The sequence below is a fragment of the Amycolatopsis sp. NPDC098790 genome, assembly GCF_044759945.1.
Classification (GTDB): domain Bacteria; phylum Actinomycetota; class Actinomycetes; order Mycobacteriales; family Pseudonocardiaceae; genus Amycolatopsis.
Genome location: NZ_JBIWAI010000001.1, coordinates 374,752 through 399,808, shown reverse-complemented (window position 1 = coordinate 399,808; position 25,057 = coordinate 374,752). Strand labels below are relative to the sequence as shown.

General features: G+C 71.1%; 23 protein-coding genes. 16 read left to right on the top strand and 7 right to left on the bottom strand.

The features are described 5' to 3' along the window. The first annotated feature begins 124 nt into the window (after positions 1-124). From ACIQWX_RS02015 to ACIQWX_RS02005, 3 genes are read left to right on the top strand one after another with little or no spacing between them, the layout of a single operon-like run. Positions 125-436 carry a hypothetical protein gene (locus tag ACIQWX_RS02015; protein ID WP_400864313.1) on the top strand — a complete coding sequence of 104 codons (312 nt, stop codon included), beginning with the start codon at positions 125-127 and terminating at the stop codon, positions 434-436. Continuing rightward, the gene (locus tag ACIQWX_RS02010) at positions 436-2,976 is read left to right on the top strand and encodes a WXG100 family type VII secretion target (RefSeq protein WP_400864310.1); all 2,541 of its coding nucleotides are present in this window, start codon (positions 436-438) and stop codon (positions 2,974-2,976) included. Before ACIQWX_RS02015 ends, ACIQWX_RS02010 begins: the two co-directional genes overlap by 1 nt. Positions 2,977-2,995: 19 nt before the next feature. After that, a complete protein-coding gene (locus ACIQWX_RS02005) occupies positions 2,996-3,457 on the top strand; it encodes a hypothetical protein (protein WP_400864308.1) in 462 nt (153 codons plus the stop codon). 10 nt (positions 3,458-3,467) lie between these two features. Here ACIQWX_RS02005 and ACIQWX_RS02000 read toward each other — a convergent pair whose 3' ends face one another. Next, on the bottom strand, positions 3,468-4,292 hold the full coding sequence (locus ACIQWX_RS02000; RefSeq protein WP_400864306.1) for a dienelactone hydrolase family protein: 825 nt from the start codon (positions 4,290-4,292) through the stop codon (positions 3,468-3,470). A gap of 575 nt (positions 4,293-4,867) precedes the next feature. Here ACIQWX_RS02000 and glmS point away from each other — a divergent pair. The 8 genes from glmS (at position 4,868) to tsaE (ending at position 14,297) form a co-directional block, all read left to right on the top strand. Further along, the gene (glmS, locus tag ACIQWX_RS01995) at positions 4,868-6,727 is read left to right on the top strand and encodes a glutamine--fructose-6-phosphate transaminase (isomerizing) (protein WP_400864304.1); all 1,860 of its coding nucleotides are present in this window, start codon (positions 4,868-4,870) and stop codon (positions 6,725-6,727) included. A 15-nt stretch (positions 6,728-6,742) separates the two neighbouring features. Further along, a complete protein-coding gene (locus ACIQWX_RS01990) occupies positions 6,743-8,182 on the top strand; it encodes an NAD(P)H-hydrate dehydratase (protein ID WP_400864301.1) in 1,440 nt (479 codons plus the stop codon). A gap of 70 nt (positions 8,183-8,252) precedes the next feature. Beyond that, on the top strand, positions 8,253-9,086 hold the full coding sequence (locus tag ACIQWX_RS01985; protein WP_400864299.1) for a DeoR/GlpR family DNA-binding transcription regulator: 834 nt from the start codon (positions 8,253-8,255) through the stop codon (positions 9,084-9,086). Continuing rightward, complete coding sequence (gene xylB / locus ACIQWX_RS01980) at positions 9,076-10,506, top strand: xylulokinase (protein WP_400864296.1); 1,431 nt, start codon at positions 9,076-9,078, stop codon at positions 10,504-10,506. Before ACIQWX_RS01985 ends, xylB begins: the two co-directional genes overlap by 11 nt. Positions 10,507-10,509: 3 nt before the next feature. Further along, positions 10,510-11,598, top strand: coding sequence for an ABC transporter ATP-binding protein (locus ACIQWX_RS01975; RefSeq protein WP_400864293.1), 1,089 nt, complete (start codon positions 10,510-10,512; stop codon positions 11,596-11,598). A gap of 28 nt (positions 11,599-11,626) precedes the next feature. Continuing rightward, a complete protein-coding gene (gene alr, locus ACIQWX_RS01970) occupies positions 11,627-12,742 on the top strand; it encodes an alanine racemase (RefSeq protein WP_400864290.1) in 1,116 nt (371 codons plus the stop codon). Further along, the gene (locus ACIQWX_RS01965; RefSeq protein ID WP_400864287.1) at positions 12,739-13,836 is read left to right on the top strand and encodes an alpha/beta fold hydrolase; all 1,098 of its coding nucleotides are present in this window, start codon (positions 12,739-12,741) and stop codon (positions 13,834-13,836) included. The genes alr and ACIQWX_RS01965 overlap by 4 nt, the downstream gene beginning before the upstream one ends. 2 nt (positions 13,837-13,838) lie before the next feature. Next, a complete protein-coding gene (gene tsaE / locus ACIQWX_RS01960; RefSeq protein WP_400864284.1) occupies positions 13,839-14,297 on the top strand; it encodes a tRNA (adenosine(37)-N6)-threonylcarbamoyltransferase complex ATPase subunit type 1 TsaE in 459 nt (152 codons plus the stop codon). A 50-nt stretch (positions 14,298-14,347) separates the two neighbouring features. Here tsaE and ACIQWX_RS01955 read toward each other — a convergent pair whose 3' ends face one another. The 3 genes from ACIQWX_RS01955 to ACIQWX_RS01945 all read right to left on the bottom strand — a co-directional run bounded on the left by ACIQWX_RS01955 (position 14,348) and on the right by ACIQWX_RS01945 (position 18,140). Further along, a complete protein-coding gene (locus tag ACIQWX_RS01955) occupies positions 14,348-15,310 on the bottom strand; it encodes a serine hydrolase (protein WP_400864282.1) in 963 nt (320 codons plus the stop codon). Between the two features lie 78 nt (positions 15,311-15,388). Beyond that, positions 15,389-16,720 carry a carboxyl transferase domain-containing protein gene (locus ACIQWX_RS01950; RefSeq protein ID WP_400864279.1) on the bottom strand — a complete coding sequence of 444 codons (1,332 nt, stop codon included), beginning with the start codon at positions 16,718-16,720 and terminating at the stop codon, positions 15,389-15,391. Then, positions 16,713-18,140 carry an acyl-CoA synthetase gene (locus tag ACIQWX_RS01945; protein WP_400864277.1) on the bottom strand — a complete coding sequence of 476 codons (1,428 nt, stop codon included), beginning with the start codon at positions 18,138-18,140 and terminating at the stop codon, positions 16,713-16,715. Before ACIQWX_RS01945 ends, ACIQWX_RS01950 begins: the two co-directional genes overlap by 8 nt. A gap of 98 nt (positions 18,141-18,238) precedes the next feature. Between ACIQWX_RS01945 and tsaB the strand changes: the two genes are divergently transcribed. From tsaB to tsaD, 3 genes are read left to right on the top strand one after another with little or no spacing between them, the layout of a single operon-like run. Continuing rightward, entirely contained in the window at positions 18,239-18,904 is a 666-nt protein-coding gene (gene tsaB / locus ACIQWX_RS01940; protein WP_400864274.1) for a tRNA (adenosine(37)-N6)-threonylcarbamoyltransferase complex dimerization subunit type 1 TsaB, read from the top strand. Then, positions 18,901-19,380: a ribosomal protein S18-alanine N-acetyltransferase gene (gene rimI / locus ACIQWX_RS01935; protein ID WP_400864271.1), complete on the top strand. Its 480-nt coding sequence runs from the start codon at positions 18,901-18,903 to the stop codon at positions 19,378-19,380. Before tsaB ends, rimI begins: the two co-directional genes overlap by 4 nt. Further along, a complete protein-coding gene (gene tsaD, locus ACIQWX_RS01930; RefSeq protein ID WP_400864268.1) occupies positions 19,380-20,426 on the top strand; it encodes a tRNA (adenosine(37)-N6)-threonylcarbamoyltransferase complex transferase subunit TsaD in 1,047 nt (348 codons plus the stop codon). The genes rimI and tsaD overlap by 1 nt, the downstream gene beginning before the upstream one ends. Positions 20,427-20,587: 161 nt before the next feature. Here tsaD and wecB read toward each other — a convergent pair whose 3' ends face one another. The 3 genes from wecB to ACIQWX_RS01915 form a co-directional block, all read right to left on the bottom strand. Beyond that, on the bottom strand, positions 20,588-21,739 hold the full coding sequence (wecB, locus tag ACIQWX_RS01925; protein WP_400869358.1) for a non-hydrolyzing UDP-N-acetylglucosamine 2-epimerase: 1,152 nt from the start codon (positions 21,737-21,739) through the stop codon (positions 20,588-20,590). 95 nt (positions 21,740-21,834) lie between these two features. Continuing rightward, on the bottom strand, positions 21,835-22,014 hold the full coding sequence (locus ACIQWX_RS01920; protein WP_257927206.1) for an LPXTG cell wall anchor domain-containing protein: 180 nt from the start codon (positions 22,012-22,014) through the stop codon (positions 21,835-21,837). An 11-nt stretch (positions 22,015-22,025) separates the two neighbouring features. After that, the gene (locus ACIQWX_RS01915; RefSeq protein ID WP_400864264.1) at positions 22,026-22,793 is read right to left on the bottom strand and encodes a choice-of-anchor P family protein; all 768 of its coding nucleotides are present in this window, start codon (positions 22,791-22,793) and stop codon (positions 22,026-22,028) included. Between the two features lie 362 nt (positions 22,794-23,155). Here ACIQWX_RS01915 and xrtP point away from each other — a divergent pair, with 362 nt between their 5' ends. Together xrtP and ACIQWX_RS01905 are read left to right on the top strand one after the other, a co-directional pair. Further along, positions 23,156-23,665, top strand: a complete 510-nt coding sequence (gene xrtP, locus ACIQWX_RS01910; RefSeq protein WP_400869356.1) for an exosortase P — start codon at positions 23,156-23,158, stop codon at positions 23,663-23,665. Next, positions 23,662-25,038 carry a glycosyltransferase family 2 protein gene (locus ACIQWX_RS01905; RefSeq protein ID WP_400864261.1) on the top strand — a complete coding sequence of 459 codons (1,377 nt, stop codon included), beginning with the start codon at positions 23,662-23,664 and terminating at the stop codon, positions 25,036-25,038. Before xrtP ends, ACIQWX_RS01905 begins: the two co-directional genes overlap by 4 nt. Positions 25,039-25,057: the final 19 nt, after the last annotated feature.

Sequence of the window (25,057 nt, the reverse complement as noted above, 5' to 3'; positions counted from 1 at the left end):
CAGGTAGGCCGCTCGCCCGAACGCTAGACTCTGTGTGCATCTGCGACGGCACCGAACGGCGGCCGGGCGCGTCACAGTCTCGAACACCGAGCAAGGGACTGTGGGATCGAAGGGGGCAGCGACCATGCCAAACGGCTATGAAGCGAGTTCGGAGGCGATGACGCGGGCGCAGATCCGCCTCGCCGACGCCGCGGACGATCCGGCGACGGAAGCGTCGAAGGTCGCGCCGACCGAAATCGCCGCCGTGGACTTCGGCCGCGTGCACCAGGAGAGCTTCGGCAAGTACAAGTCCGGGATCGACCAGATCGGCGCCGGCATGACCGGGCTTTCGAACGCGCTGATGAACCTCAGCTCCGGGATCGGCACCGCGGGCTCCAAGTACACCGCGCAGGAGCAGAACGCCGGGGCGCAGGCGAACGCGGCGGGGAGCAGGTAATGGCCGACTGGGCGGAAATCAAGAAGGTCCTGGACGACCCGAACGTCTCCATGGAGAAGAAGTCGGCGCTCATGGAGGCGTACGACAAGGCGACCTGGAACTTCAACGACGAAGAAGAGCGGTACGCCAAGCAGTACGTCGACGGGTACGCCGACCGGAACTGGCTGACGACGCCGCTCGCGCCGTCCGGGTCGGACGAAGACGTCGACAACGCGCTCAAGGAAGCCCAGCAGGACGGGGCGGCCAAGAACAAGGAGCAGCAGGCCCAGACCGACCGCAAGAACCAGGCGAAGAAGAACCTCGACGGGATCGCGACCCCCACCCTGGGCGTCGGCGCGAAGACGTCGGACGAAATGCTCGACCAGGGCAACATCACGGTCGACTTCCTGGCGCTGTGGACCGACGACATCTGGAACAAGATCAAGGGCGGGTCGGGCCACATCGACTCGCAGAAGGACATCAAGGACAAGTTCCACGAGAACCGCGGCATCCAGTTCCAGAAGTTCCTCACCGAGGCCGACGACCTGAGCAAGGCGCACAAGGTCGTCGAGGACACGCTGGGCAAGAGCGACACCGAGCTCCAGACCCTCTTCGGGGAGTGGAAGGGCAAGGGCGCGAACGCCGCGGAGATCAAGTACGACGAGACGGTCAAGCCGCACGCCCAGGAGCTGTCGAAGCAGATCGACGGCGCCGCGAAGCTGATCCCGCAGACCGTGACGCACGTCTACGACGCCGTCAAGAAGAAGGTCGACGAGGTCCTCGGGCTGCACCGCACGACGATCGCCCAGGCCGACATCAACATGGCGCGCGACGTCCTCAAGATCGCCAACGGCGAGACCGAGGAGTTCGACGACTTCATGAAGGTCGCCGGCTGGGTCGACGCCGTCAACGCGAAGAACGGCAACCAGACCAACCTCGCCGAGCGGCTGCAGAACGACGACTGCGGCTTCAACGACGAGAACAAGGAGTACGGCCGCAACGTCTGCCGCTACTGGCGCGACGGCGCGTTCGCGACCGAGTACCAGGGCCTGATCAACGCGTTCAACGGCTCGTGCAAGTCGGCCAAGGACACGATCGACCAGCAGTGGGGCGCGCTGGCGCGGTTCATGGACGGCTACCGCAACCAGCTCAACGAAGCCAAGAGCGACCCCGGCAAGGGCGGCGACGACACCGGCGGCGGCGACACGCACCGCGGCAACACCGGCGGCGGCGACACCGGGGGCGGCGGCTCCACCGGCGGCGGCGGGTCGACGGGTGGCGGCGGCAGCACGGGCGGCGGGGGCAGCACGACGCCGTCGGCGACCGAGCCACCCAAGACCGAGGACCCGGCTAAGCCCGAGGACGGCACGAACCCGATCACCGGGAAGCCCCTCGAGATGGACCCGGACACCGGGAAGCCGTACCCGATCGACCCGACGACCGGCGAGGCCATCAAGGACACGGACGACACCGACACGGTGTCGGTCAAGAAGGGCGACAACACGATCGAGATGTCCGAGCCCGACAAGGAGGGCAAGCAGGACATCTCCGTGGACGACGGCCACGGCAACAAGAAGGACTACCACCTCGACTGGGGTGACGACGACAAGGCCGAGGCGGGCAAGGACGGCAAGGACGGCGCCAAGGCCGACGGCAGCTTCGGCCCGCAGGGGTCGCAGGCGGCGGTCAAGGAGGGCCAGCCGTCGGCCGACGGCAGCTACAAGCCGGGCCCGGACGGCAAGATCCACATCCAGGACGGCAACCTCAAGATCACGGCCGAGCGGCCGGAGGGACCGGACGGCCCGACGATCGTGACCGTCGACGACGGCAAGGGCGAGCCGACGACGTACACGCTCGACGAGAAGGACGACCCCAAGGCGAGCGACCTCAAGACCGACCCCGCTTCCGCGTCCGACACCGGCAACAGCTCCGCGATCAAGCACGACGCGGGTGCCGAGTCGGCGGTGACGAAGGACCCGGCGCCGGACAACCCCGACCCGGGCTTCACGCGGGGCGCGTCGAGCGAGGGCGGGTTCGTCGCCCCGGGCGGGCAGGACTTCTCCGGCGACTTCGGCGGCAGCGTCGGCGCGGAGCCGGCGGTGGCCGTGGCCGACGCGGGTGCCGGCGACTCCGGGGTGGCCGGCGGTGGCGGCGGCGACGCGACGACGACGGCGGGGGCGAGCGACTTCGGCTCGGCCGTCACCGGCGGCGGGTCCGCGGACTTCGCCGGCGCGGTGTCGCTCGACCCGGGCGCGCAGTCCGGCAGCGACACGTCGCTCCCGATGTCCGAGGGCGGCGGGCTCGGCGCGACCCCGGTCGACCCGGGCGCGCACGCCGCGGCGGCGAGCTCGTCGGGCGGCATGAGCGGGATGTCCGGCATGGGCGGCATGGGCATGATGGGCGGCATGGGCGGCGCGCCGGGTGGTGGCGGTGGCGACCAGCAGCGCGGGCCCAGCCAGTACCGCATCGAGGGCGGCGTCTTCGAGACGAGCGGCGCCAAGGGCCGGATCAGCGGCTCGCTCGACGACGAGGGTGACCGTTCGATCCGGTACGACCGGTGACAATGGCTGAGGAGGGGCGATGACCAGCGCCGAAGACCGGTACCGCGCGGCGATCTCGACGATGGACGCCGCGGCGCGCGAGCAGGACGAGCAGCGTGGCCTGCGCGAACGCCGCGTCGCCGAAGCCGAGACGCAGGCCCGCGAGGGGCTGAAGAACGAGCTGGCCGCCGCGCAGAAGTACGCCGAGCACATGGACGAGCTCAACAAGCGCAAGCAGAGCGCGGGTGGCTGGGCGACGGAGAAGACGCTGGCCGACAAGGGGCGCGAGTCGCTGATGGAGTTCGGCGTCGAGGACGAGGAGGCCGACACCGGCCGCACACCGTACCCGACGCCGAGCTACGGGACGCCGGTCCCGGCGGCGGCGGCACCGCCCGCACCGGAGCCTCCCGCGCCGCCGGCGCCGGAGCCGCCGAAGCGGGGGCGCCACGCGCGTCAGCCCGACGACGAGGACGACTTCTCGAGCACCAGCTGGCTGGTCTGACCTTTCGGGGTCAGTGCGCGGGTTCTTCCTCGCGCTCGATGGGGGCGCGCTTGACGTCCGCTTCGAGGAGGGGCCGGTACTTGTCGGTACCGGTCAGGTGGGTGAGGAAGAACGCGGTGAACAGGGCGCGCGTGACCTGCTGAGTCCCGCGGTGCGGCTTGCCGTGCATGATCAGCTGCGACCAGTGCTTGCCCTCGGTGACGCCCAGGTGGGTCGCCTTGCCGAGGGTGCGCAGCTGAACGTCGTCGCTGCCCCAGGCGTCGGTGATGGCCTCGGCGTGCCCAACCTTGGGGGCAACGAGGTCCTCTTCGGCGGCGAGGTGCAGGCCGGGGACGGTGATGACCTTGGCCGCCTCGGTGGCGGGCGGCATCGTCTGAGCGGCGGTGATGGTCGCGACGGCCTTGATCCGGGAGGTCTCGGCCTGAGCGTCTTGGGCCGCGGCGAGGACGGCGGAGCCCCCGCCGGTGGAGTGCCCGGCGAGGCCGAGCTTGCCCGGGTCGACGCTGATGCCATCGGGTCCGAGCCGCACGGTGGTGACGACGTCGAGGGTGGTCAGCAGATCGGCGCCGAGCAACCGGTGCGAGGGCAGGGGGCCCTTTTGCGTAGCCGGCGCGGCGGCGACGATGCCCCAGCTGGCGAGGTGGTGCAGCAGCTGCCGGTACCGATCGGGCGGCTGCAGCCACCCGTGCCCGAAGGCAAGGGCGGGCAACCCGAGCCCGGAGCGTGGTGTGTAGACGACGCCGGGCAGCCCGACCAGGGCGAGGTTGCCCCGCAGGACCTCGTGCGGACCCGGGTGCGTCAACTCCGCGAGCAGCTGCTTGGGCTTGCTGGCCATGCCCGGAACCCTAGCGCCCGGCCGCTGCTGAGGCGCGCCCGCCGCCCGGCGCGCCGCTGGCGACCTGGGCGGCGACGTCATGAACGACTCTTTCATGTCGTCAGGCGAGGTGAACGACTCTTTCATGACGTTCCGGCAGGGTCGGCCCACGTCCGGCCGGCCCGGCCGTCAGGCCGTCGCTCCCGCCGCCGCAGGCGAGACCGGCAGGGCGGCCGTCAGGCCGCAGCTTTCGCTGCCCCGGGCGAGACCGGCAGGGCGGCCGTCAGGCCGCAGCTTTCGCCGCCCGGGCGAGACCGGCAGCCGGAGAGCACAACAGGCACTCCACCCAGACCCTCCCCCCACCCCGATCCGAAGCCAGAACACGGACGGCGGCACCGGGTCAAGGCATCTTTCCCGCCTTGACGCGGTGTTGCCGTCCGTAGTCACAATCAGGCGTCGGGGTGGCGGGTCCCCAGAGGACACACATGTGGGTGACACAGCATTGGTCCGAACCACCACAACAGTGATATCCCCAGGTCAACCCCCCTTCCCAGACCCCATCAACCCGCCAAAAAACCCTCGTTACCCTGATGAGCGTGTGTGGAATCGTGGGATACGTCGGGCACCGCCCGGCCCTGGAAGTCGTCCTCGGCGGGCTCCGGCGCATGGAGTACCGCGGGTACGACTCGGCCGGCATCGCCGTCCTGGACGGCGGCGAACTGACCGTCGAGCGCAAGGCGGGCCGCCTCGCCAACCTGGAAGCGGAGCTCGACAAGGTCGGCCGCGACACCCTCACCGGCACCGCCGGCATGGGCCACACCCGCTGGGCCACCCACGGCGCGCCGATCGACCGCAACTCGCACCCGCACCGGGACACGACCCAGCGCGTCGCCGTCGTGCACAACGGCATCATCGAGAACTTCGCCACCCTCCGCGCCGAGCTGGAAGCCGACGGCGTCGAGATGGCCAGCGACACCGACAGCGAGACCGCCGCGCACCTCGTCGCCCGCGTCTACGCCGAAGGCGACACCAAGGGTGACCTCGCCGCCAGCGTCGCCGCCGTCTGCCGTCGCCTCGAAGGCGCGTTCACCCTCGTCGTGACGCACGCCGACGAACCGGACACCATCGTCGCCGCGCGGCGGTCGTCGCCGCTGGTCGTCGGGGTCGGCGAGGGCGAGCACTTCGTCGCCTCCGACGTCGCCGCCTTCATCGAGCACACCCGCGAGGCCGTCGAGCTCGGCCAGGACCAGCTCGTCGTCATCACCCGCGAGGGCTACGAGGTCACCGACTTCCACGGCGACGCCGCCCAGGCCAAGCCGTTCACCGTCGACTGGGACCTCTCCGCCGCCGAAAAGGGCGGCCACGAGTACTTCATGCTCAAGGAGATCGAGGAGCAGCCCGAGGCGCTGGCCAACACGCTGCGCGGCCACTTCGAGTCCGGCCGCATCATCCTCGACGAGCAGCGCATCTCCGACCAGGACCTGCGCGACGTCGACAAGGTCTTCGTCGTCGCCTGCGGGTCGGCCTACCACTCCGGCCTGGTCGCCAAGTACGCCATCGAGCACTGGACGCGGCTGCCCGTCGAGGTCGAGCTGGCGAGCGAGTTCCGCTACCGCGACCCGGTCCTCGACCGCGACACGCTCGTCGTCGCCGTCTCCCAGTCCGGCGAGACGGCGGACACGCTCGAAGCCGTCCGGCACGCGCGGGAACAGAAGGCGCGCGTCCTGGCCGTCTGCAACACCAACGGCGCGCAGATCCCGCGGGAGTCCGACGCCGTCCTCTACACCCACGCCGGTCCCGAGATCGGCGTCGCCTCGACCAAGGCGTTCCTCGCCCAGATCGCGGCGAACTACCTGGTCGGCCTGGCGCTGGCGCAGGCCCGCGGCACGAAGTACCCGGACGAGGTCGCCCGCGAGTTCGCCGAGCTGGAAGCGATGCCCGCGGCCGTCCAAAAGGTACTGTCCACAGTGGAGCAGGTACGCGACCTCGGGCGCCGGATCGCGGACTCGAAGGCCGTCCTCTTCCTCGGCCGCCACGTCGGGTTCCCGGTCGCCCTCGAAGGCGCGCTGAAGCTCAAGGAACTCGCGTACATGCACGCCGAGGGCTTCGCGGCCGGCGAGCTGAAGCACGGTCCGATCGCGCTGATCGAAGACGGCCTGCCGGTCGTCGTCGTGATGCCGTCGCCCAAGGGCCGCGCGGTGCTGCACTCGAAGCTCGTGTCGAACATCAGCGAGATCCAGGCCCGCGGCGCCCGCACGATCGTGATCGCCGAAGAGGGCGACGAGACCGTCCGGCCGTTCGCCGACGAGCTCATCGAGGTGCCCGCGGTGCCGACGCTGCTCCAGCCACTGGTGTCCACGGTGCCGCTGCAGGTGCTGGCCGCGGAGATCGCCCGCTCCCGCGGGTACGACGTCGACAAGCCGCGTAACCTGGCGAAGTCCGTCACCGTCGAGTAAGCGGGAGGCCCCGCCGTGCAGGGAATCTGGACCACGGAACGGATTCGCGAAGCGGAGGGGCGGGCGTTCGCCGTCACGCCGGAAGGCGAGCTGATGCGGCGGGCGTCGTTCGGCTTGTCGGTGCACATCGCGGACTTCCTCGACGACCACACCGGCGGCGTTTCCGGCCGCCGGGTCGTGCTGCTCGTCGGTTCCGGTGACAACGGCGGTGACGCACTCTGGGCCGGGGCGTTCCTGCGCCGTCGCGGGGTGGCCGTCACGGCGATCCTGCTGAAGCCCGAGAAGGCGCACGCTGCGGGCCTGAGGGCGCTGAAGCGGGCCGGGGGCCGGGCGGTGTCCGCGGAGGACGGTCCACAGTGGATCGCGAAGGCGGACGTCGTGGTCGACGGGATCGTCGGCATCTCGGCCAGCGGCTCCCTCCGGCCCGACGCCGCGCGGCTGGTGGAGCTGGTCGAGGCACCGATCATCGCGGTCGACCTGCCTAGCGGCGTCGACCCGGACACCGGCGCGGTCGACGGCCCGGCGGTGAAAGCGGCCCGCACGGTGACGTTCGGCGCGCTCAAGCCGGTGCACGCGCTGGCGCCGTCGTGGTGCGGGGAAGTGGTGCTGGTCGACATCGGCCTCGAGCTGGCGGACCCCTCGATCGAGCGGCTCGACATCGTCGACGTCGCCGCGGCGTGGCCGATCCCCGGTCCGGAGGACGACAAGTACAGCCAGGGCGTGGTCGGCATCGCGGCGGGCTCGGCGACGTACCCGGGCGCGGCGGTGCTGGCGGCGGGCTCGGCGGTCCGCGCGACGGCGGGCATGGTCCGCTACGCCGGCCACGCGGCCGACGTCGTGCGCCAGCAGTGGCCGGAGATCATCGCGACGGGCACGGTCGCGGACGCGGGCCGCGTCCAGGCGTGGGCGGTCGGCCCGGGCATCGGCACGGGCGCGGAGGGCCGCGACGTCCTGCGGCACGTGCTGGGCCAGGGCGTCCCGGTGTGCGCGGACGCCGACGCGACGACGATCATCGCGAAGTCCCCGGAGGTCCTGGACGCCCGCGACCCGGACACGCCGCTGGTCCTGACCCCGCACGCGGGCGAGTACGAGCGGCTGATGGGCCGGAAGCCGGGCGCGGACCGCGTGACGGCGGCGCGCGAAGCGGCGAAGAAGTACGACGCGGTGGTGCTGCTGAAGGGGCACGTCACGGTGATCGCGGCCCCGGACGGCCGGGTCGCGGTGAACAAGCCGCACGGCGCCTGGCTGGCGACGGCAGGCTCCGGAGACGTGCTATCGGGCCTGGTCGGCTCCCTCCTCGCGGCGGGCCTGAACCCGTGGCTGGCGGCCGCGGCGGCGGCCCACGTCCACTCGCTGGCCGGGGCGATCGCGGCCCAGAACGCGCCGACCTCGGCATCCGGCCTGGTCCACGCGATCCCCGAGGCCATCCGCGCGATCCGCTCCCTGACGTCCTGACCCTCTGGCCGTGCGAAGAGTTATCGAGTTCTCTGTTAACTCTGGACGATAAATCTGGTAAGAATGCCGTGTGAGCGGCGGCACAGCACCCGGAGACCGGAAGACCCGGCCGTCCGATGCCGTCGTCGAACAGCGGCGGCAGGACATCCTCGACCACGTCATCGAGCACGGCGAAGCCCGCATCGACGACCTCACCAGCCGCTTCAAGGTCAGCCTCATGACCATGCACCGCGACCTCGACGACCTCGCCGAGCGCCGCCTCCTCCGCAAGCTGCGCGGCAAGGTCGAGGCCTACCCCGCGCTCACCATCGAGACCGCCGCCCGCTTCCGCGACACCCTCCACCACGGCGAGAAAGACGCCCTCGGCGAGGCCGCCGCGAACCACGTGCAGCCCGGGCAGACCGTCTTCGTCGACGACTCCACCACCCTCCTCCCGCTGGTCAAGCGCCTGGCGGAGATCGACGCCCTCACCGTCGTCACCAACTCGCTGCACGCCGCGCGCCTGCTGGGGCCGAACAACGACGTCGTGCTCGCCGGGGGCCGGTACTCGCCCGAATACGACTCCTGCGCCGGCCCCGAGGTCCTCAACCTGCTCGACTCCATCCGCGCCGACGTCTCGTTCGTCTCGGTCACCGCCGTCGCCGTCGGTCGCCTGTTCCACCCCGACCGCGACTACGCCGAGCTCAAGAAGGCCGCGCTCAAGGTCGCGAACCAGAACGTCCTCGTCGTCGACCACTCGAAGTTCGGCCGCACCGCCACCTACGCGCACGGCGACGTCGGCGACTACGACCTGCTCATCACCGGTGAGTACACGCCCACCGAGGAGATCGAGGCCGCGCTCAACGCCGGTACCGCGATCGAGATCGTCGAACACGTCGCAGAGGGGCAGCCCTATGACAGCTGAGCTGGTCGCCGGCATCGACTCGTCCACGCAGTCGACCAAGGTCGTCGTGTGCGACGCCGAAACCGGCGAAATCGTCCGCACCGGCCGCGCGCCGCACCCCGAAGGCACCGAAGTCGACCCCGCCGCCTGGTGGGACGCCTTCCAGGAGGCCACGAAGGGCCTGCTCGACGACGTCAAGGCCATCGGCGTCGGCGGTCAGCAGCACGGCATGGTCACCCTCGACGAAGCCGGCGAAGTCGTCCGGCCCGCACTGCTGTGGAACGACACCCGGTCCGCGCGCTCGGCCCTCGACCTCGTCGATGAGCTCGGCGGCCCGTCAGTGTGGGCGAAGTCCGTCGGCTCGGTGCCCGTCGCCAGCTTCACCGTCACGAAGCTGCGCTGGCTGGCCGACAACGAGCCCGAGCTCGCCGACCACGTCGCCCGCGTCCTGCTGCCGCACGACTGGCTGACCTGGAAGCTCACCGGCGGCGACCCGGTCACCGACCGCGGTGACGCCTCCGGCACCGGCTACTTCTCGCCGTCGGACAACGCCTACCGCCTCGACGTGCTGAGCCACGCCTTCGGCGGCCGGACGCCGGAGCTGCCCACCGTGCTCGGCCCGGCCGACGCCGCCGGCCACACGGCAGACGGCGTGCTCGTCTCGGCGGGCACCGGCGACAACATGGCCGCCGCGCTCGGGCTCGAACTCCAGCCCGGTGACGTCGTCGTCTCCCTCGGCACCAGCGGCACCGTGTTCGGCGTCGCCGAAGCCGGCGCGGCCGACGCGTCCGGCGAGGTCGCCGGGTTCGCCGACGCCACCGGCCGCTTCCTCCCGCTGGCCTGCACGCTCAACGCCGCCCGCGTCCTCACCGCGACGGCGTCGATGCTCGGCGCGACGCTCAGCGAGTTCGACCGGCTCGCCCTGACCGCCGAACCGGGCTCCGGTGGCCTCACCTTCCTGCCCTACCTGGACGGCGAGCGCACCCCGAACCTCCCCGGCGCGACCGGCTCCCTGAGCGGGCTGACCAGGGACAACATGACCCCGCAGAACCTCGCGCGCAGCGCCGTCGAAGGCATGCTCTGCGGCCTCGCCGCCGGGCTCGACGCGGTCCGCGCGCACGGCCTCGACGTCCAGCGCGTGCTGCTGATCGGCGGGGGCGCGCAGTCGGCCGCCGTCCGCGCCGTCGCGCCGCTGGTGTTCGGCGTGCCCGTGCAGCTGCCCGAAGTCGCCGAGTACGTCGCCATCGGGGCGGCGCGCCAGGCGGCCTGGGCCCTGACTTCCAGTGCGGAACCCCCGTCCTGGCGGAAGAACCAGAAGCTCCGGCTCGAGCTGGACGAGCCGACCGAGGCGCAGCGCGCCGAGGGCCACCGGATCCAGCAGCGCCACCTCGAAGCCCGCGAAGCGGCGCACGGGGTCCGGCGGAATCTCGGAGAGGACTGACCGATGGCTTCCATCACCTACGACAAGGCGACCCGGCGTTACGCCGGTTCGGATCGCCCCGCGGTCGACGCGCTGGACCTGGAGATCGCCGACGGCGAGTTCCTGGTGCTGGTCGGCCCGTCCGGCTGCGGCAAGTCGACCAGCCTGCGCATGCTCGCCGGCCTCGAGGACATCGACGACGGCGCCGTCTGGATCGGCGACCGCGACGTCACGCAGCTGCCGCCGCGCTCGCGCGACATCGCGATGGTGTTCCAGAACTACGCGCTGTACCCGCACATGACGGTCGCCCAGAACATGGGCTTCGCGCTGAAGATCGCCGGCCGCCCCGCGTCCGAGATCAAGCAGAAGGTCCTCGAGGCCGCGAAGCTGCTGGACATCGAGCAGTACCTCGACCGCAAGCCGAAGGCGCTCTCCGGTGGTCAGCGCCAGCGCGTCGCGATGGGCCGCGCGATCGTCCGCGAGCCGCAGGTCTTCCTGATGGACGAGCCGCTGTCGAACCTCGACGCGAAGCTGCGTGTCTCGACGCGCACGCAGATCGCCGCGCTGCAGCGCCGCCTCGGCGTCACGACCGTGTACGTCACGCACGACCAGGTCGAGGCCATGACGATGGGTGACCGCGTCGCGGTGCTCTCGGACGGCCTCCTCATGCAGTGCGACACCCCGCGCGCGCTGTACGACCGGCCCGCAAACGCTTTCGTCGCCGGGTTCATCGGCTCGCCGGCGATGAACCTCGTCACCGCGAAGCTGACGGCGGACGGCGCCGAGGTCGGTGGCGCGCGCGTGCCGCTGACCCGCGAGACCATCGCGGCGGCCGACGGCGACACCGTGACCCTCGGCTTCCGGCCGGAGGCCCTCGAGGTCGCCACCGGTGAAGGCACCCTGCCGATCAAGGTGGAGCTGGTCGAGGAGCTCGGCTCGGACGCCTACGTCTACGGCAAGCTCGCCGAGACCGACGCGGCCGACAACAAGTCGAACGTCGTCGCCCGGGTCGACCCGCGCACGCCGCCCGCCATGGGCGACACGCTCCACCTGCGGATCCGCCCCGACGAGCTGCACGTGTTCTCGGCCACGTCCGGGTTGCGCCTGCCCTGACCTCGGGTCATGGGAAACTGGAGGCGTTATGTCCTCCAGTTTCCCGCGCGCCCAGGTCGACATCGACCTCGACGCGATCCGCCACAACCTCACCCTGCTGGGCGCCCGCGCGCCCGGCGCCGAGGTGATGGCCGTGGTGAAGGCCGACGCCTACGGCCACGGCGCGCTGCCGGTGGCGCGCGCCGCGGTCGAGGCCGGCGCGAGCTGGCTCGGCACCTGCTCGCTCGGCGAAGCCCTCGCCCTGCGCGAAGCCGGCGTCACGACCCGGCTGTTCAGCTGGCTGGACACGCCCGACGTCGACTTCGCGCCGGGCATCGAGGCCAGCGTCGACCTCGCCGCCAGTTCGCTGGGTGAGCTTCGCCGCATCGCCGCCGCGGCTCCCGTGGGTACCCGGGCGCGTGTGCACCTCAAAATCGACACCGGGCTCTCGCGCAACGGCTGCCCGCCGTCCGCCTGGGCCGAACTGGTCGAAGCGGCGGCCGCCGAACCGCGGGTCGAAGTCGTCGCCGTCTGGTCCCACCTCGCGTGCGCGGACGAGCCGGACCACCCGGCGACCGACCTGCAGGCCAAGCGCTTCGCCGAGGCCTACGACGTCGCTCGCGCCGCCGGGCTCGACCCGAAGCGGCACCTGGCGAACTCCGCGGCCCTGCTCACCCGGCCCGACCTGCACTTCGACGTCGTCCGGCCGGGTATCGCGATGTACGGGCTGAACCCGGTGCCGCAGGCCGAAGACCTGCGTCCGGCCATGACGTTCCGGTCGGCGGTCGCGCTGGTCAAGCGCGTCGAAGCCGGCGAATCGGTGTCCTACGGGCACACCTGGACGGCCTCGCGCGACACGAACCTCGCGCTGGTGCCGGCCGGGTACGCCGACGGCGTGCCGCGGTCGTTGTCCGGCCGGATGGACGTCTTTCTGGGCGGACAGCGGCGGCCGGTCGCCGGGCGGGTTTGCATGGACCAGGTGGTCGTCGACTGCGGCGACTACGAACCCGCCGTCGGCGACGAGGTCGTCCTGTTCGGTGCGGGGGCGCACGGCGAGCCGACCGCCCGGGAATGGGCCGACAAGCTGGGCACCATCGACTACGAGATCGTGACTTCGATGTACCGCCCGCGGGTGCGGCGCCGGTATCTGGGGGACCGCTCGTGACACCTTCACGACGACTGCTGGCCATCGCCGGCGGGGTCGGGGCCCTCGCCACCGGGACCGCCGCCGCCGCTATCGTCGCCGCGCAGCAGCGGCGGCACAGTGAGGATCCGTACGTGGACGAGCCGCTGGGGGAGCTGAAGCCGGACCGTGCCTCCACGGTCGCGGCCGAGGACGGCACGCCGCTTTCGGTCGAGGAGATCGACCCGGAAGACGGCGGCGAACCGGAACTGACCGTCGTGGGGGTGCACGGCTTCGCGCTTTCGCGGCGCTGCTGGCACTTCCAGCGCCGCGACCTGGCTTCGCTGCGGCTGCCGCGCGTGCGTCAGGTGTACTACGACCACCGCGGCCACGGCCTGTCCGGCGCGGCTTCGGCGGAGAACTCGACGATCGAACAGCTGGCCCGCGACCTCGACGTCGTGCTGCGGTCGGTCGTGCCGGAGGGGCCCATCGTGCTGATGGGGCACTCGATGGGCGGCATGGTGATCATGGAACTGGCCGCCGAGTTCCCCCAGCTCTTCGAAGAGCGGGTCGAGGGCGTCGCCTTCATCGCGACGGCGGCGGGCGAAGTCGGCGCACGCGGGTTGCCGCGTTCGCTGCTGTCGAAGTACAACCCGCTGACGCGCGCGGCCGGCGGTCTCGCGGGCTGGCAGCCGGGTCTGGTCGAGTTCGTCCGCGCGGCGGGCGGCCAGCTGACGCGCCAGGCCGTGCGGCGGCTGGCGTTCGGCAACCGCGACGTCGCGCCCCGGCTCGTCGACTTCATGCTGGAAATGCTGGAAGTGACGCCGGTGCGCGGGTTGGTGAACTTCGTCGACACGCTCGGCAGCCACAACCGATACGCGGCGCTGGCCGGGCTGAAGCACGCGGAAGTGCTGGTCATCGGCGGTGATTCGGACCGGTTCACGCCGTTCTCGCACGCCGAGCGGATCGCGGCCGAGCTGCCCGACGCGGAGCTCGTCCGCGTCCGCGGCGCCGGCCACATGGTCCAGCTCGAGCAGCCGGAGCTGGTGAACAGCCATCTGATCGATCTCCTGCAACGCTGTTCCGGTGTGGACGGCGAAAACTCGTCCCGGCGAAACTGGTGGTGGCAGCGTTGAGCATGGTGTTTCCCACGCCCGAAGAAACGATGGACTTCGGACGGGCCCTCGGCCGTTCCCTGCGCGCGGGGGACCTGGTGCTGCTCGCGGGTCCCCTTGGAGCGGGCAAGACGACGCTGACCCGCGGCATCGCGGACGGTCTCGGCGTCGGCGGCCGGGTCAGTTCCCCGACGTTCGTCCTGGCCCGCGTCCACCCGGCGGGAGCGTCTGGCGTGCCTCTGGTGCACGTGGACGCGTACCGGCTGGGCGGGGACCTGTCCCAGCTGGACGACTTGGACCTGGACACGGACCTGGAGCGCTCGGCGATCGTGGTCGAGTGGGGTGAGGGGTCGGCGGAGCGGCTGTCTTCCGATTACCTCGTGGTCCGGCTGGACCGCCGCGAGGACGACGTCCGCGAGATCACGCTCGAACCCCACGGCTCCTGGGCCGACCGGGTGCCCGAGCTCGCCAAGACCTCGTGAGTGAGAAACAGTGTTCTAACCCGGTTCCTCACTCACGAGGGTAGCTGCGCTCAGCCGCCGTTGTACTGCTGGTAGGCCGGCGCCCGGAACGTCTTGGTGCCGGCACCCGCGATCTTGTCGACCGCGCGCAGGAACTTCGGCCCCATCTTCGCGCTCGCCTGCCGGACCGGGTGCGTGGCCCCGAAGTCCTCCGGGTTCGCCTGGCCGTGGGCGAACATCGAGTAGATCACCACCGGCTTGCCCGCGGCGTCGAACATGATCCCCGCCTCGTTGCGGCCGTCGTTCAGCCAGCCCGCCTTCGTGGCGATCCTCGCCCGGTCGGCGGACGACATCTCCCGGCGGATGCCGTCGGTGAACGCCACCTGCGACCGCAGGATGGACACCAGGTACTCCGTCGACGCCGGGCTCAGCAAGGTGCCCGCGACCAGCGCCTTCAGCAGGTCGTGGGTCTCGCGCGGAGTGGTCTGGCCGAGGAAGTAGCGGTTCGGGTTGGCCACCGGCGTGACCTGGGTCTTGGGGAAGCCCTTGGCCACCAGGATCTGGTTGATCTCGGCCGCCGGCACGACGAGCCCCACCAGCCGGACGCACGTGTCGTCCGAAACGGTGAGGAACAGCGACAGGACGTGGCCCAGCGTGAACGCGCTCGGGTACGCCTTGTCCAGGATGATGATGCCGTCACCACCCGGCACGACGATGCTCTCCGGCACCTGGACCTGCTGGTCCAGCGTGAGCAGGCCACGGTCGATCTTGTCCATCAAGGTGACCGCGACGGCCACCTTGTTGACGCTGTACGCCTCGACGACCTCGTCGGACGCCACGTCGACGGCCACCTGGTCGGCCACGCTGATGTAGGAGTTCCAGGTGCCGCCCGCCTCAGCGGCCGCGTCGTCGTAGACGCGCTTCACCTTCTGCCTGGCCCGGTCCGGGGTGGCCGGGCTGGCCTCGATGTCTGCTTCCTGCGCGAACGCGGGAGAGCCGGTCAGAACGCTTCCGGCGACGACAGCGGTTCCCACACCGAACGCCGCTCGCCTGTTGAGTCGATACCCCATCGCAAGATCCAACCACGGACCTCGTGAGTGAGAAACAGTGTGCTAACCCTGTTTCTCACTCACGACCGCGCGGGCCACGCCCAGGTCCACCAGGTCCTGCGGGCGCAGGTGGAGCTGGTTGGCGATGTCCGGGACCTCCGAAGCCGGCCGCTTGAGGATCGCCGCCGCGGCTTCGGGGGACGTCACCGAGAAGTACGCGTCCGGCGCCACCCACGTCGACCCCAACGCCGCGAACGCCAGCGCCCCTCCCGAGCCGCCTTCGCCGATCACCAGCGTCGTCACCGGGATCGACGCCGTCGCCACCGCTTCGAACATCGCCGCGATCGCGCCGCCCGCGCCCGCCTGCTCGGCCGCCGCGTCGTTCGCCGCGCCCGGCGTGTCCACCAGCGTCAACACCGGGATCCCCAAGCGGGACGCCAGCTGCACCAGCCGCGCCGCCGTGCGGAAGCCCGCGGGCAACGTCGGCGTGCCGCACTGGGCCGCGTACGCGATCGTGCGGCCGTCGCGCCAGCCGAAGCCGCACGCCACCCCCGAATCGACGCCGCCCGCGCGGTCGCCGCTGACGTCCGAGCGCCAGTCGAAGTACGCGTCGAGGTACTCGACGGCCCGGGGACGGCGTGGGGACCGCGCCGCCTGGACCGCTTCCCAGCCCGTCGAAGGCAGCGCGGCCGGGCGAAGCGCGGAGGGCGGGGGAGCCGCCGCCGTCGAGCGGGCCGTCAGCAGCCGCAGCCAGCGCTCCAGCGTCACGCCGAGGTCCTCGGGCGCGACGATCGCGTCGACCTGGCCCCACTCCAGCTTGGCTTCCGCCGTGTACGCCTCCGGAGAGCCGGCGGGACGCACGCGCGAGCCCGCGAACCCGACCTGCGCTTCCGGCAAGGCGAGGATGACGTCGGCGCCCGCGCCGAGCGTCGCCCAGCCGCCGCCGGTCGTCGGGTCGCGCAGCACCGAGATTTGCGGGATGCCCATCGACCGCGTCAACGCCGCCGCCCGCGCCACCCGCTGGAGCTGCATCAACGCGCGCATGCCCTGCTGCATGCGGCTGCCGCCGGTCGAAATCAGCGACACGACCGGCAGCCGCGCGTCGCGCGCGTGCGCGAACGCCGCCTCGATCCGGTCGCCCGTGCGCTGGCCGAGCGAGCCGCCGAGGAACCCGAACTCGAACGCGATCAGCACGGCCTCGACGTCGCCGATCTTCGCCGTCCCGCAGACGACCGACTCCCTCTCGCCGGTGCGCTCTTCCGCGGCGGCGCGCGCGGAGCGGTAACCCGGCCAGTGGATCGGCCCGTCGGCCGGCTCGTCCCGCAACGGCGTCGGGAACTCCGTGAACCCGTTGGCGATCGCGCCGACGACCTCGCGCGCCGGCTGCCTAGACACCGAGCGCCCGCTTCATGACCTTGCCCATGTCGTTGCGCGGCAACGCGTCCAGGTACCGGACGACCCGCGGCCGCTTGTGCGGCGCGAGCAGCTTCGCGACGTGGTCGGCCAGCTCGTCGGCGCTCGGTTGCGCTTCCCCGGACGGCACGATCCACGCGACGATCCGCTCGCCGAGGTCGTCGTCCGGCTCGCCGGTGACGGCCGCTTCGGCGACGCCGGGGTGTTCGAGCAGCGCGTTCTCGATCTCGCCCGCGCCGATCTTGTAGCCGCCGCTCTTGATCAGGTCGGTCGCCTTGCGCCCGACGATCTTGATGTACCCGTCGGTGTCGCGCGTCGCCATGTCGCCGGTGCGGAACCAGCCGCCGTCGAACGCGGCTTCGGTCGCGTCCGGCCGGTTGAGGTACTCGGTGAACAGGTTCGGCCCGCGCACCTGGATCTCGCCGACGGTCTCGACGTCCTCGATCACTTCGCCGGCCTCGCCGACCAGCCGCAGCTCGACACCCCGCAGCGGGACGCCGACCGTGCCGGGCTTGCGTTCGCCGTCGGCGCGGACGCTCGTGTTCATCAGCGTCTCGGTCATGCCGTAGCGCTCGACGACCTGCTGGCCGGTGGCCGCGGTGATCCGCTGGTGGTCGTGGACGGGCAGCGCCGCGGACCCGGACACCAGGAGGCGGGCCCCGCGAAGTGCCTCCGCCAGCGCGGTGTCGGTGCCGACTTCGCCGGCGATGCGGTGGTACATGGTCGGGACGCCGAACAGCATCGTCGCGCCGTTCGCCAGTTCGCGGGCGACGCCTTCGGTGGAGAACCGGCCGAGGTGGCGCACCGAGCCGCCGCGACGCAGCGGGCCGAGGATGCCGAGGATCAGGCCGTGCACATGGAACAGGGGAAGCGCGTGCACGAGGACGTCGTCGGCGCTCCAGCCCCAGGCGTCCTCGAGCGCGTCGAGCGTGGTGGCGATCGACCGGCGGGGGAGGACGACGCCCTTCGGCGGGCCGGTCGTACCTGACGTGTAGACGATGAGCGCGGGTGCCTCGGGGTCGGGCTCGTCCGCGAGCGGCGTCTGCTCGCCGGTCAGCGGGATGTCGCGCCGCGGCAGGCCGGCCAGGCCCGCGGGCAGCTCGACGCCGGGTTCGGCCAGCACCAGCTGCGGCTCGCTGTCGGCGAGGATGTGCGCGAGCTCGCGTTCGCCGATCTTCGGGTTGAGCGGCACGGCCGGGACGCCGGCCAGCAGCGCGGCGACGACGGCGACGCTGGTGTGCACGGTCGGCGTCGCCCAGACCGCGACGCGGCCGCGAGGCAGCTCGGCGGCGAGCGCCCCGGCGACGGCGGCGAGGTGGTCGTAGGTGAGGACGTGGTCGCCGAAGCGCAGGGCCTCTTTGGCGGATCCGTCGGCGAGGGTGGGGAACAACGGGGCGGGCACCGCGGGGACCTCCCAGAGTCGGACTCTCCCGCACGTTACCGTGCGGATCTGTCCCCTGCAGCGAGCCCTCGAAGGCGCTGGTCGTACGCTTGCTCACCGTGTTGGTACTGGCGATCGATACCTCGACCCCGGCGGTGACCGCGGGCGTCGTCGCGGTGGACGGCAGCGGGGTCGAGACGCGCGGAGACCGCGTCACGGTCGACCCCCGCGCCCACGGCGAACTGATCACGCCGCACGCGCTCGCGGCCGCCGAAGAAGCCGGCGTGGCCCTCAAGGACCTGGACGCGATCGTCGTCGGCGTCGGTCCCGGGCCGTTCACCGGCCTGCGCGCCGGGATGGCCACCGCCGCCGCCCTCGGGCACGCGCTCGGCCTGCCGGTGTACCCGGTCTGCAGCCTCGACGCGCTCGCCGCCGACGTCCCCCCGGGCGACAGCGCTTTCCTCGTCCTCACCGACGCGCGCCGCCGCGAGGTCTACTGGGCGGCCTACGACGCCGACGGGACCCGCACCGACGGCCCGCACGTCCAGCGCCCGGCCGACCTCGGCACCGACGTCAAGGTCGCGGCGGGTGACGGCGCTCTGCTGTACGCCGACGCGCTCGACGTCCGGCCGATCGAGCCGCGCTTCCCCTCGCCCGCCGGGCTGGTGAAGGCCGCTCGCGCCGCGTTGCTCGCGAAGGAAACGCCGGCGCCGCTGACACCGTTGTACCTGCGCCGCCCCGACGCCGCCGAGCCCTCGGCGCCGAAACGGGTGACCACGCCGTGAGACTCGAGCCCCTGCGCCGCCGGGACATCGCCCGGTGCGTCGAGATCGAGCAGATCCTCTTCCCCGGCGACGACCCGTGGAGCGCGCGCGCCTTCCACTCCGAGCTGGACATGGGCAACTTCTACCTGGCCGCGCGCCCGGACGAGAGCGACGAACTGCTCGGCTACGCCGGGCTGGCCGTCGTCGGGCGGCGCCGCGGCGAATACGAGGCGACCGTGCACACCATCGGCGTCGCACCGGAGTACCAGCGCCGGGGCATCGGCAAGGCGCTGCTGCGCGCGTTGCTCGAGCGGGCCGACGAGTTCGAGGCGCCGGTGTTCCTCGAGGTCCGCACGGACAACGACTCGGCTCTCGCGCTGTACGAGAGCCACGGCTTCGAACGGCTCGGCATCCGGAAGCGCTACTACCAGCCCTCCGGCGCCGACGCGTACACGATGGTCCGCCCCGCGCGGACGCGAGACGAGGTGGCGGGCTGATGTCACGCATCATCATGGGCATCGAAAGCTCGTGCGACGAGACCGGCGTCGGCCTGGTCCGGCTGCACGACGATGGGACGGTGGAGTTGCTCGCCGACGAGGTCGCCTCCAGCGTTGAGCAGCACGCGCGCTTTGGCGGTGTGGTGCCCGAGGTTGCCAGTCGTGCGCACCTTGAAGCGATGGTTCCGACGACTGAACGGGCTTTCGCTACGGCTGGCCTTGGACTGTCCGATGTGGATGCCATTGCGGTGACTGCGGGGCCTGGTTTGGCAGGTGCGTTGCTTGTCGGCGTCTCGGCGGCGAAGGCTTACGCGACGGCGCTGGACGTTCCGCTCTACGGCGTCAACCACTTGGCCGGGCACATCGCCGTGGACACTCTGCAGCACGGGCCGTTGCCGGCTCCGTGTTTGGCGCTGCTGGTTTCCGGTGGGCACACTCAGCTTCTGCGCGTTGATGACATCGCGTCGGAGATCATCGAGTTGGGGTCCACTGTGGATGATGCGGCCGGTGAGGCGTATGACAAGGTTGCGCGGGTGCTTGGGCTGCCTTATCCGGGTGGGCCGCCGATTGACAAGGCGGCCAAGAATGGCGATCCGGCGGCGATTGCGTTCCCTCGGGGGATGACTGGTCCGCGGGATGCCAAGAATGACTTTTCCTTCTCCGGTTTGAAGACTTCGGTTGCGCGTTGGGTTGAAGGTGCTTTGCGGCGCGGTGAAGAGATTCCGGTGGATGATGTTGCGGCGTCGTTTCAGGAGGCCGTTGCGGACGTGCTGACCATGAAGGCGGTTCGTGCTGCGAAGGAGCAGGGGATCGGGACCATTGTGATTTCCGGTGGGGTTGCGGCGAACTCGCGGTTGTCCTCGCTGGCTGCCGAGCGCTGTGCTGCTGCGGGGATTGAGTTGCGGGTTCCGCGGCCTCGGCTGTGCACCGATAATGGTGCGATGATTGCGGCTTTGGGGGCGCATGTTGTTGCGGCTAAGCGGCCTACTGCTCCGTTGGACTTCAGTGCTAACCCTGCGTTGCCGGTTAATGTGGTGTCGCTCTAGGTTTGTCCGCCACCCCGCTCGCCCATTGTGACTACGGCCGGCGGTACCGCGTCAAGGCGGGAAAGATGCCTTGACCCGGTGCCGCCGGCCGTGTTCTGGCTTCGGATCGGGGTTGCGGGGGGTCTGGGTCCCGTGTTGCTTGGGGCGCGTGTTCCGTCTCGTTAGGACGCTGCTGCGTGCTTGTGCGTGGGGGCGCCTACGCCTAGCAGTTCCTCTATTGCCGCGACCGCTAGCGCGGCCGCATTGCCTTCTCCATAAGGGTTCCCGACCTGTGCTGGTCGTAGGTCGCCGCTCAGCAACCGGGCCGCTGTGTCCGCGATGCGGGATGTCTCCGTGCCCACCAGCCATGCGCAGCCGGCCTCGACCACCTCGACCCGCTCGGTTACGTCCCGTAGGACCAGGACCGGTGTTCCGAACGTTGGGGCTTCCTCCTGGATGCCGCCGGAATCGGTCAGCACCAGTGATGCCAGCCGCAGCGCTCGGACCAGGTCCGGGTACTCCAGCGGGTCCGTGATCGTCACCCTCGGCAATCCACCCAGCGCCGCCTCTACCTGGCTGCGGACCTGGGGGTTTGGGTGGGCCGGGAACAGTACCTGGACGTCCGGGTGCTCGGCCACGATCAGCTGGACCGCCGCTAGGGTCCGCTCCAGCGGCTCGCCCCACGACTCGCGCCGGTGGGACGTCACGAGCACCAGCCGCTCGTTCGCCTCCGCGATCTCCATCTCCAGCAACGCCAGCGCCGTGTCTCGGGCCGGGAGGTCGCGCGCCGCTATCTCCAGTACCGCGTCGACCACCGTGTTGCCCGTTACCGCGATGCGTTGCCTCGCAACGCCTTCCGCGCGCAGCTCGGCCGCCGCCGTGAGGGTTGGCGCCAGGTGCAGGGCCGCCAGGCGGGACACCATCTGGCGTGCGCCCTCCTCCGGGAAGGGCGCCTTGAGGTCGTGCGTGCGCAGTCCGGCTTCCAGGTGCACCACCGGGATGCCCAGCCAGAACGCGGCCAGCGCGCCCGCGAGCGTTGTCGTGGTGTCGCCCTGGACGACGAGCGCGGCCGGTGCGTGGCGGCGCAGGACGTCGTCGAGCGCCGGCAGCAGGCCCGCGACCAGCTCTGCCTGACCGCCGGTCACGCGCGGCGGTACGTCCAGCCACTCGTCCGCGACCAGGCCGAACGGCTTCAGCGCCTGTTCGACCATGCCCGCGTGCTGCCCGCTGTGGACCAGGATCGGCCGCAACGCGGGGTGCGCCTCCAGCGCCAGTGCCAGCGGCGCGAGCTTCAGCGCTTCCGGCCGCGTTCCGGCCAGCAACATCACGTCCACCCCGCGGTGCTCCTTCTCCACATCGTCCAGTGTCCAGGAATTTCCCACCGCGGGGCCGCCGGCGTGCGAGGGGCACACGCCGGCGGCCTCCTTCCTCAGTCCCGCGCCTGGGACAGACGGCGGTTGCGGCGGTGGACGGCGATCAGCGCGACGGTCCCGAGCAGGACCAGGAGCACGCCGACGGCCAGCCACCACCCGACGTCGGCGCCGGTGGCGGCGAGGGTGCCCACCCCGCCACCGGCCACGCCGACGCCCGCGCCCGGCATCTTGTACATGCGGGCCTCGCTCAGGCCTGCGCGGCGCGGCGGCGGTAGATGCGCGTGCCGACCGGCAGCGCGACGGCGCCGAGCAGCCCGAGCCCGATCCACAGGCCCGCCCCGGACGCCAGCGGCATCGGCGGCGCGGCCGGGCCGCAGGTCGCCGACGACACGACCACGTCACCGGAGCCCAGCGCGTTGAGGCCTTCGCCGAGCAGCTTCACGTGGACGGCGTTGACCGTGAGGCTGCCGTCCTGGTTCTTGACCTGCTCGTTCAGGATGATCGTGGCGACGTTGAGCGCGCCGAGCCCGACCTTGATCTGCGTGTTCGCGGCGGGGGTGGCGTCGACCTTGCCGACGCTGCCGAGGTTCGCGCCGACCAGCTTCGTGCTGCCCTCGACGCCCTTCTGCGTCGCGGTGCAGACGGCCTCGACGACCTTGATGCCGACGTCGCCGAGGGCGGCCTTCAGCAGCGGCAGCCCGACGTCGGCGGTGCTCGCCTTCGCCGTCACCGCACCGGAGTTCTCGTCGCGCTTGGCCTCGGTGTTGACCGCGCCGGCGGTGAGGACGCCGGTCAGGTCGACCTTCGCGAGGCTGGTGCTCGTCGGGCCCGCGGTGTTCGCGGCCGCGAGCGGGCCCGCCTTCACCGCCTGCTGCCCGAGCAGCTTGACGTCGACCTTGACGCCGTACGCGGATCCGTCGCCGGGCGCGGCCGAAGCGGGCGCCGCGCCGGCGAGCACGAAGCTCGCCACGACCGCGGCGAGCAGGCCGCCGCGGCGCGCGAGGGAGCTCTTCATCAACTGGTCCTCCGAATTCGCTGGGTTTCCCTGGAGTTCGCGTGACGGTGGCGCGGATCTAACCGGCTTGCCTCTACTCGGCACGCGAATCGACTATCGCGAAGAGCGGCCCGAATAGCACACGAAATTTCCCGAATCACCGGATCGGGTATTCCGCGTCGCCGTTTGCGCTGGTCGCCGTGACGTCACTCGAACGGCGTAACAAGTTCGGCGGAGAACCAGCCGAATGGGGTCGCCTTTCCACCCCTCCGAGTGGAAAGGCGTGGCACACATGTCCTACGCTCGCCCGGGGTCCGCAGCTTGAACGAAGAATCGACACCGAGAGGAACGTCGTGGCCGTAGCGAGCGCTCCAAACTCCGGCATGGCAAGGTTTCCGCTGGTCATCGCGCTGAGCGCGCTGGCGGCCGCGGGAGCCGTGGTGGTGCTGGCCGAGCGGTTCTACCGCGAACTGGAAGTGCGCCTGGCGGGCGCGATCCTCGACGTCATCACTACATCGGGTGTTTATGTGGCACCCGATCGGGAGTCCGTTTACTTTGGGTTGAGCAGTGCTGCTCCATTCGGGTTGCGAATGACTCCGGAATGCTCTTCGGCGTTCCTTTTGCTCCCGCTGCTCGTTGTGACCACGGCCATGTTGTATTTCCGGCCGTCGAATGCGAAGCGCCTGTTCTTTTCGCTCGGCATTTCCGCACTCGTCGTCGTGCTGGTGAACCAGCTGCGCATTCTCACGATCGTCGGGCTGGTCCACTGGTTCGGCACCGACGAGGGCTACTACTGGGGCCACACGCTGCTCGGCTCGATGGTCAGCGTGTTCGGCGGCGCCGTCTCGATCGTCCTGTTCGTCTGGCTCGCCACCCGGAAGAAGAAGGCATGAGCGTCAAGGTCCTGCTGGCGATCACGCAGGCGTTCGCGCTCACGATGAGCGTGGCGTTCCTGGTGTACGTCGTGGTCATCGTGGTGCCGTACCTGCGGCGCAAGCCCGCGCCGGTCGGCGACCCGGCGGACTTCACGTGGCACTTCTTCGTGCCGTGCCGCGACGAGCAGACGGTGATCCGCGAGACGATCCGCTACCTGCGCACGACGTTCCGCAAGGCGCACGTCTGGGTCGTCGACGACGACTCGGAGGACCGCACCGCCCGCGTCGTCCGGATGCTGTGGCGGCGCCACGGCGGCTACGACCCGTACCTGCACCTGGTGCCGCGCGTGCGGCCCGAAGCCCGGACGGGCAAGGGCGACGCGCTCAACGCCGCCTACCGGGCCCTCAACGACTGGATGGGCCCGGACGCCGCGCGCGACGACGTCGTCGTGGTGGTCGTCGACGCCGACGGCCGCCCGGCCCCGAACTGCCTGGAGGTCTGCGCGGCGGACCACCTCTTCGGCGACCCGGGGATCGGCGCGGTCCAGCTGGACGTGTGGATGAGCAACGTCGGGACGCCGCCGCCGTCGCGCAACCCGGTGGGGCGCTGGTTCGGGTTGAAGCTCGCGCAGCTGCAGGACCTGGAGTTCCGCACGGCGATCGCGGCGATCCAGACGTCCCGCGGCTTCACCGGCACGATCTCCATGGGCGGCAACGGCCAGTTCACCCGGCTGACCGCCCTCGACTCCATCGCGGGCGGCACCGAAGAGCCGTGGCGCGGCTCGCTGCTGGAGGACTTCGAGCTCGGCGTCCACCTGCTGACGGCGGGCTGGCGCACCGGGTTCACGCCGGATTCCCATGTGGCGCAGGAGGGTCTGTACAGCTTGCGCCGGTTCCTGGTGCAGCGCACGAGGTGGGGCCAGGGAACGATGCAGTGCGCGCGGTACCTGCGCCGGATCTGGGATTCCCCGCACGTCAGTACGCTCGGCGCGGCGGAGATGATGTACTACCTCGCCCAGCCGTGGCTGCAGCTGCTCGGCTCGCTGCTGTACCCGATCCCGTTCATCTTGCTGGTGGTGAGCACGGCGGGCGACCCGGCGCAGATGTGGACGTGGTTCACCGGCGGCGCGTGGATCCTGTTCGCGATCTACGGCTCGTTCGGCCTGCTGCCGTTCCTCGTCTGGGGCCCGATCTACCAGCTGAAGTGCCTGCGCAGCCGGAACGTCCTGCGCGGCATCGGGATGGGCTTCGCGTACGCGGCGTACATCTACACGTTCTACGTGACGTCGTGGCGCGCGTTGTTCAGGTTGGTCCGCGGCCGCAACGGCTGGGCGAAGACGCGCCGCAACACGGAGCAGACGGCGGGGGCGAAGGTCGCACTCGACGCGTGAGCGCGACCTCCGCCGGCCG

What these genes read in the sequence shown, in the direction of transcription:
- ACIQWX_RS02015 (WP_400864313.1), top strand. Translation starts at nt 125, where the DNA reads ATGCCAAACGGCTATGAAGCGAGTTCGGAGGCGATGACGCGGGCGCAG.
- ACIQWX_RS02010 (WP_400864310.1), top strand. Translation starts at nt 436, where the DNA reads ATGGCCGACTGGGCGGAAATCAAGAAGGTCCTGGACGACCCGAACGTC.
- ACIQWX_RS02005 (WP_400864308.1), top strand. Translation starts at nt 2,996, where the DNA reads ATGACCAGCGCCGAAGACCGGTACCGCGCGGCGATCTCGACGATGGAC.
- ACIQWX_RS02000 (WP_400864306.1), bottom strand. Translation starts at nt 4,292, where the DNA reads ATGGCCAGCAAGCCCAAGCAGCTGCTCGCGGAGTTGACGCACCCGGGT.
- xylB (WP_400864296.1), top strand. Translation starts at nt 9,076, where the DNA reads ATGACAGCTGAGCTGGTCGCCGGCATCGACTCGTCCACGCAGTCGACC.
- ACIQWX_RS01975 (WP_400864293.1), top strand. Translation starts at nt 10,510, where the DNA reads ATGGCTTCCATCACCTACGACAAGGCGACCCGGCGTTACGCCGGTTCG.
- alr (WP_400864290.1), top strand. Translation starts at nt 11,627, where the DNA reads ATGTCCTCCAGTTTCCCGCGCGCCCAGGTCGACATCGACCTCGACGCG.
- tsaE (WP_400864284.1), top strand. Translation starts at nt 13,839, where the DNA reads ATGGTGTTTCCCACGCCCGAAGAAACGATGGACTTCGGACGGGCCCTC.
- tsaD (WP_400864268.1), top strand. Translation starts at nt 19,380, where the DNA reads ATGTCACGCATCATCATGGGCATCGAAAGCTCGTGCGACGAGACCGGC.
- ACIQWX_RS01920 (WP_257927206.1), bottom strand. Translation starts at nt 22,014, where the DNA reads ATGTACAAGATGCCGGGCGCGGGCGTCGGCGTGGCCGGTGGCGGGGTG.
- ACIQWX_RS01915 (WP_400864264.1), bottom strand. Translation starts at nt 22,793, where the DNA reads ATGAAGAGCTCCCTCGCGCGCCGCGGCGGCCTGCTCGCCGCGGTCGTG.
- xrtP (WP_400869356.1), top strand. Translation starts at nt 23,156, where the DNA reads ATGGCAAGGTTTCCGCTGGTCATCGCGCTGAGCGCGCTGGCGGCCGCG.
- ACIQWX_RS01905 (WP_400864261.1), top strand. Translation starts at nt 23,662, where the DNA reads ATGAGCGTCAAGGTCCTGCTGGCGATCACGCAGGCGTTCGCGCTCACG.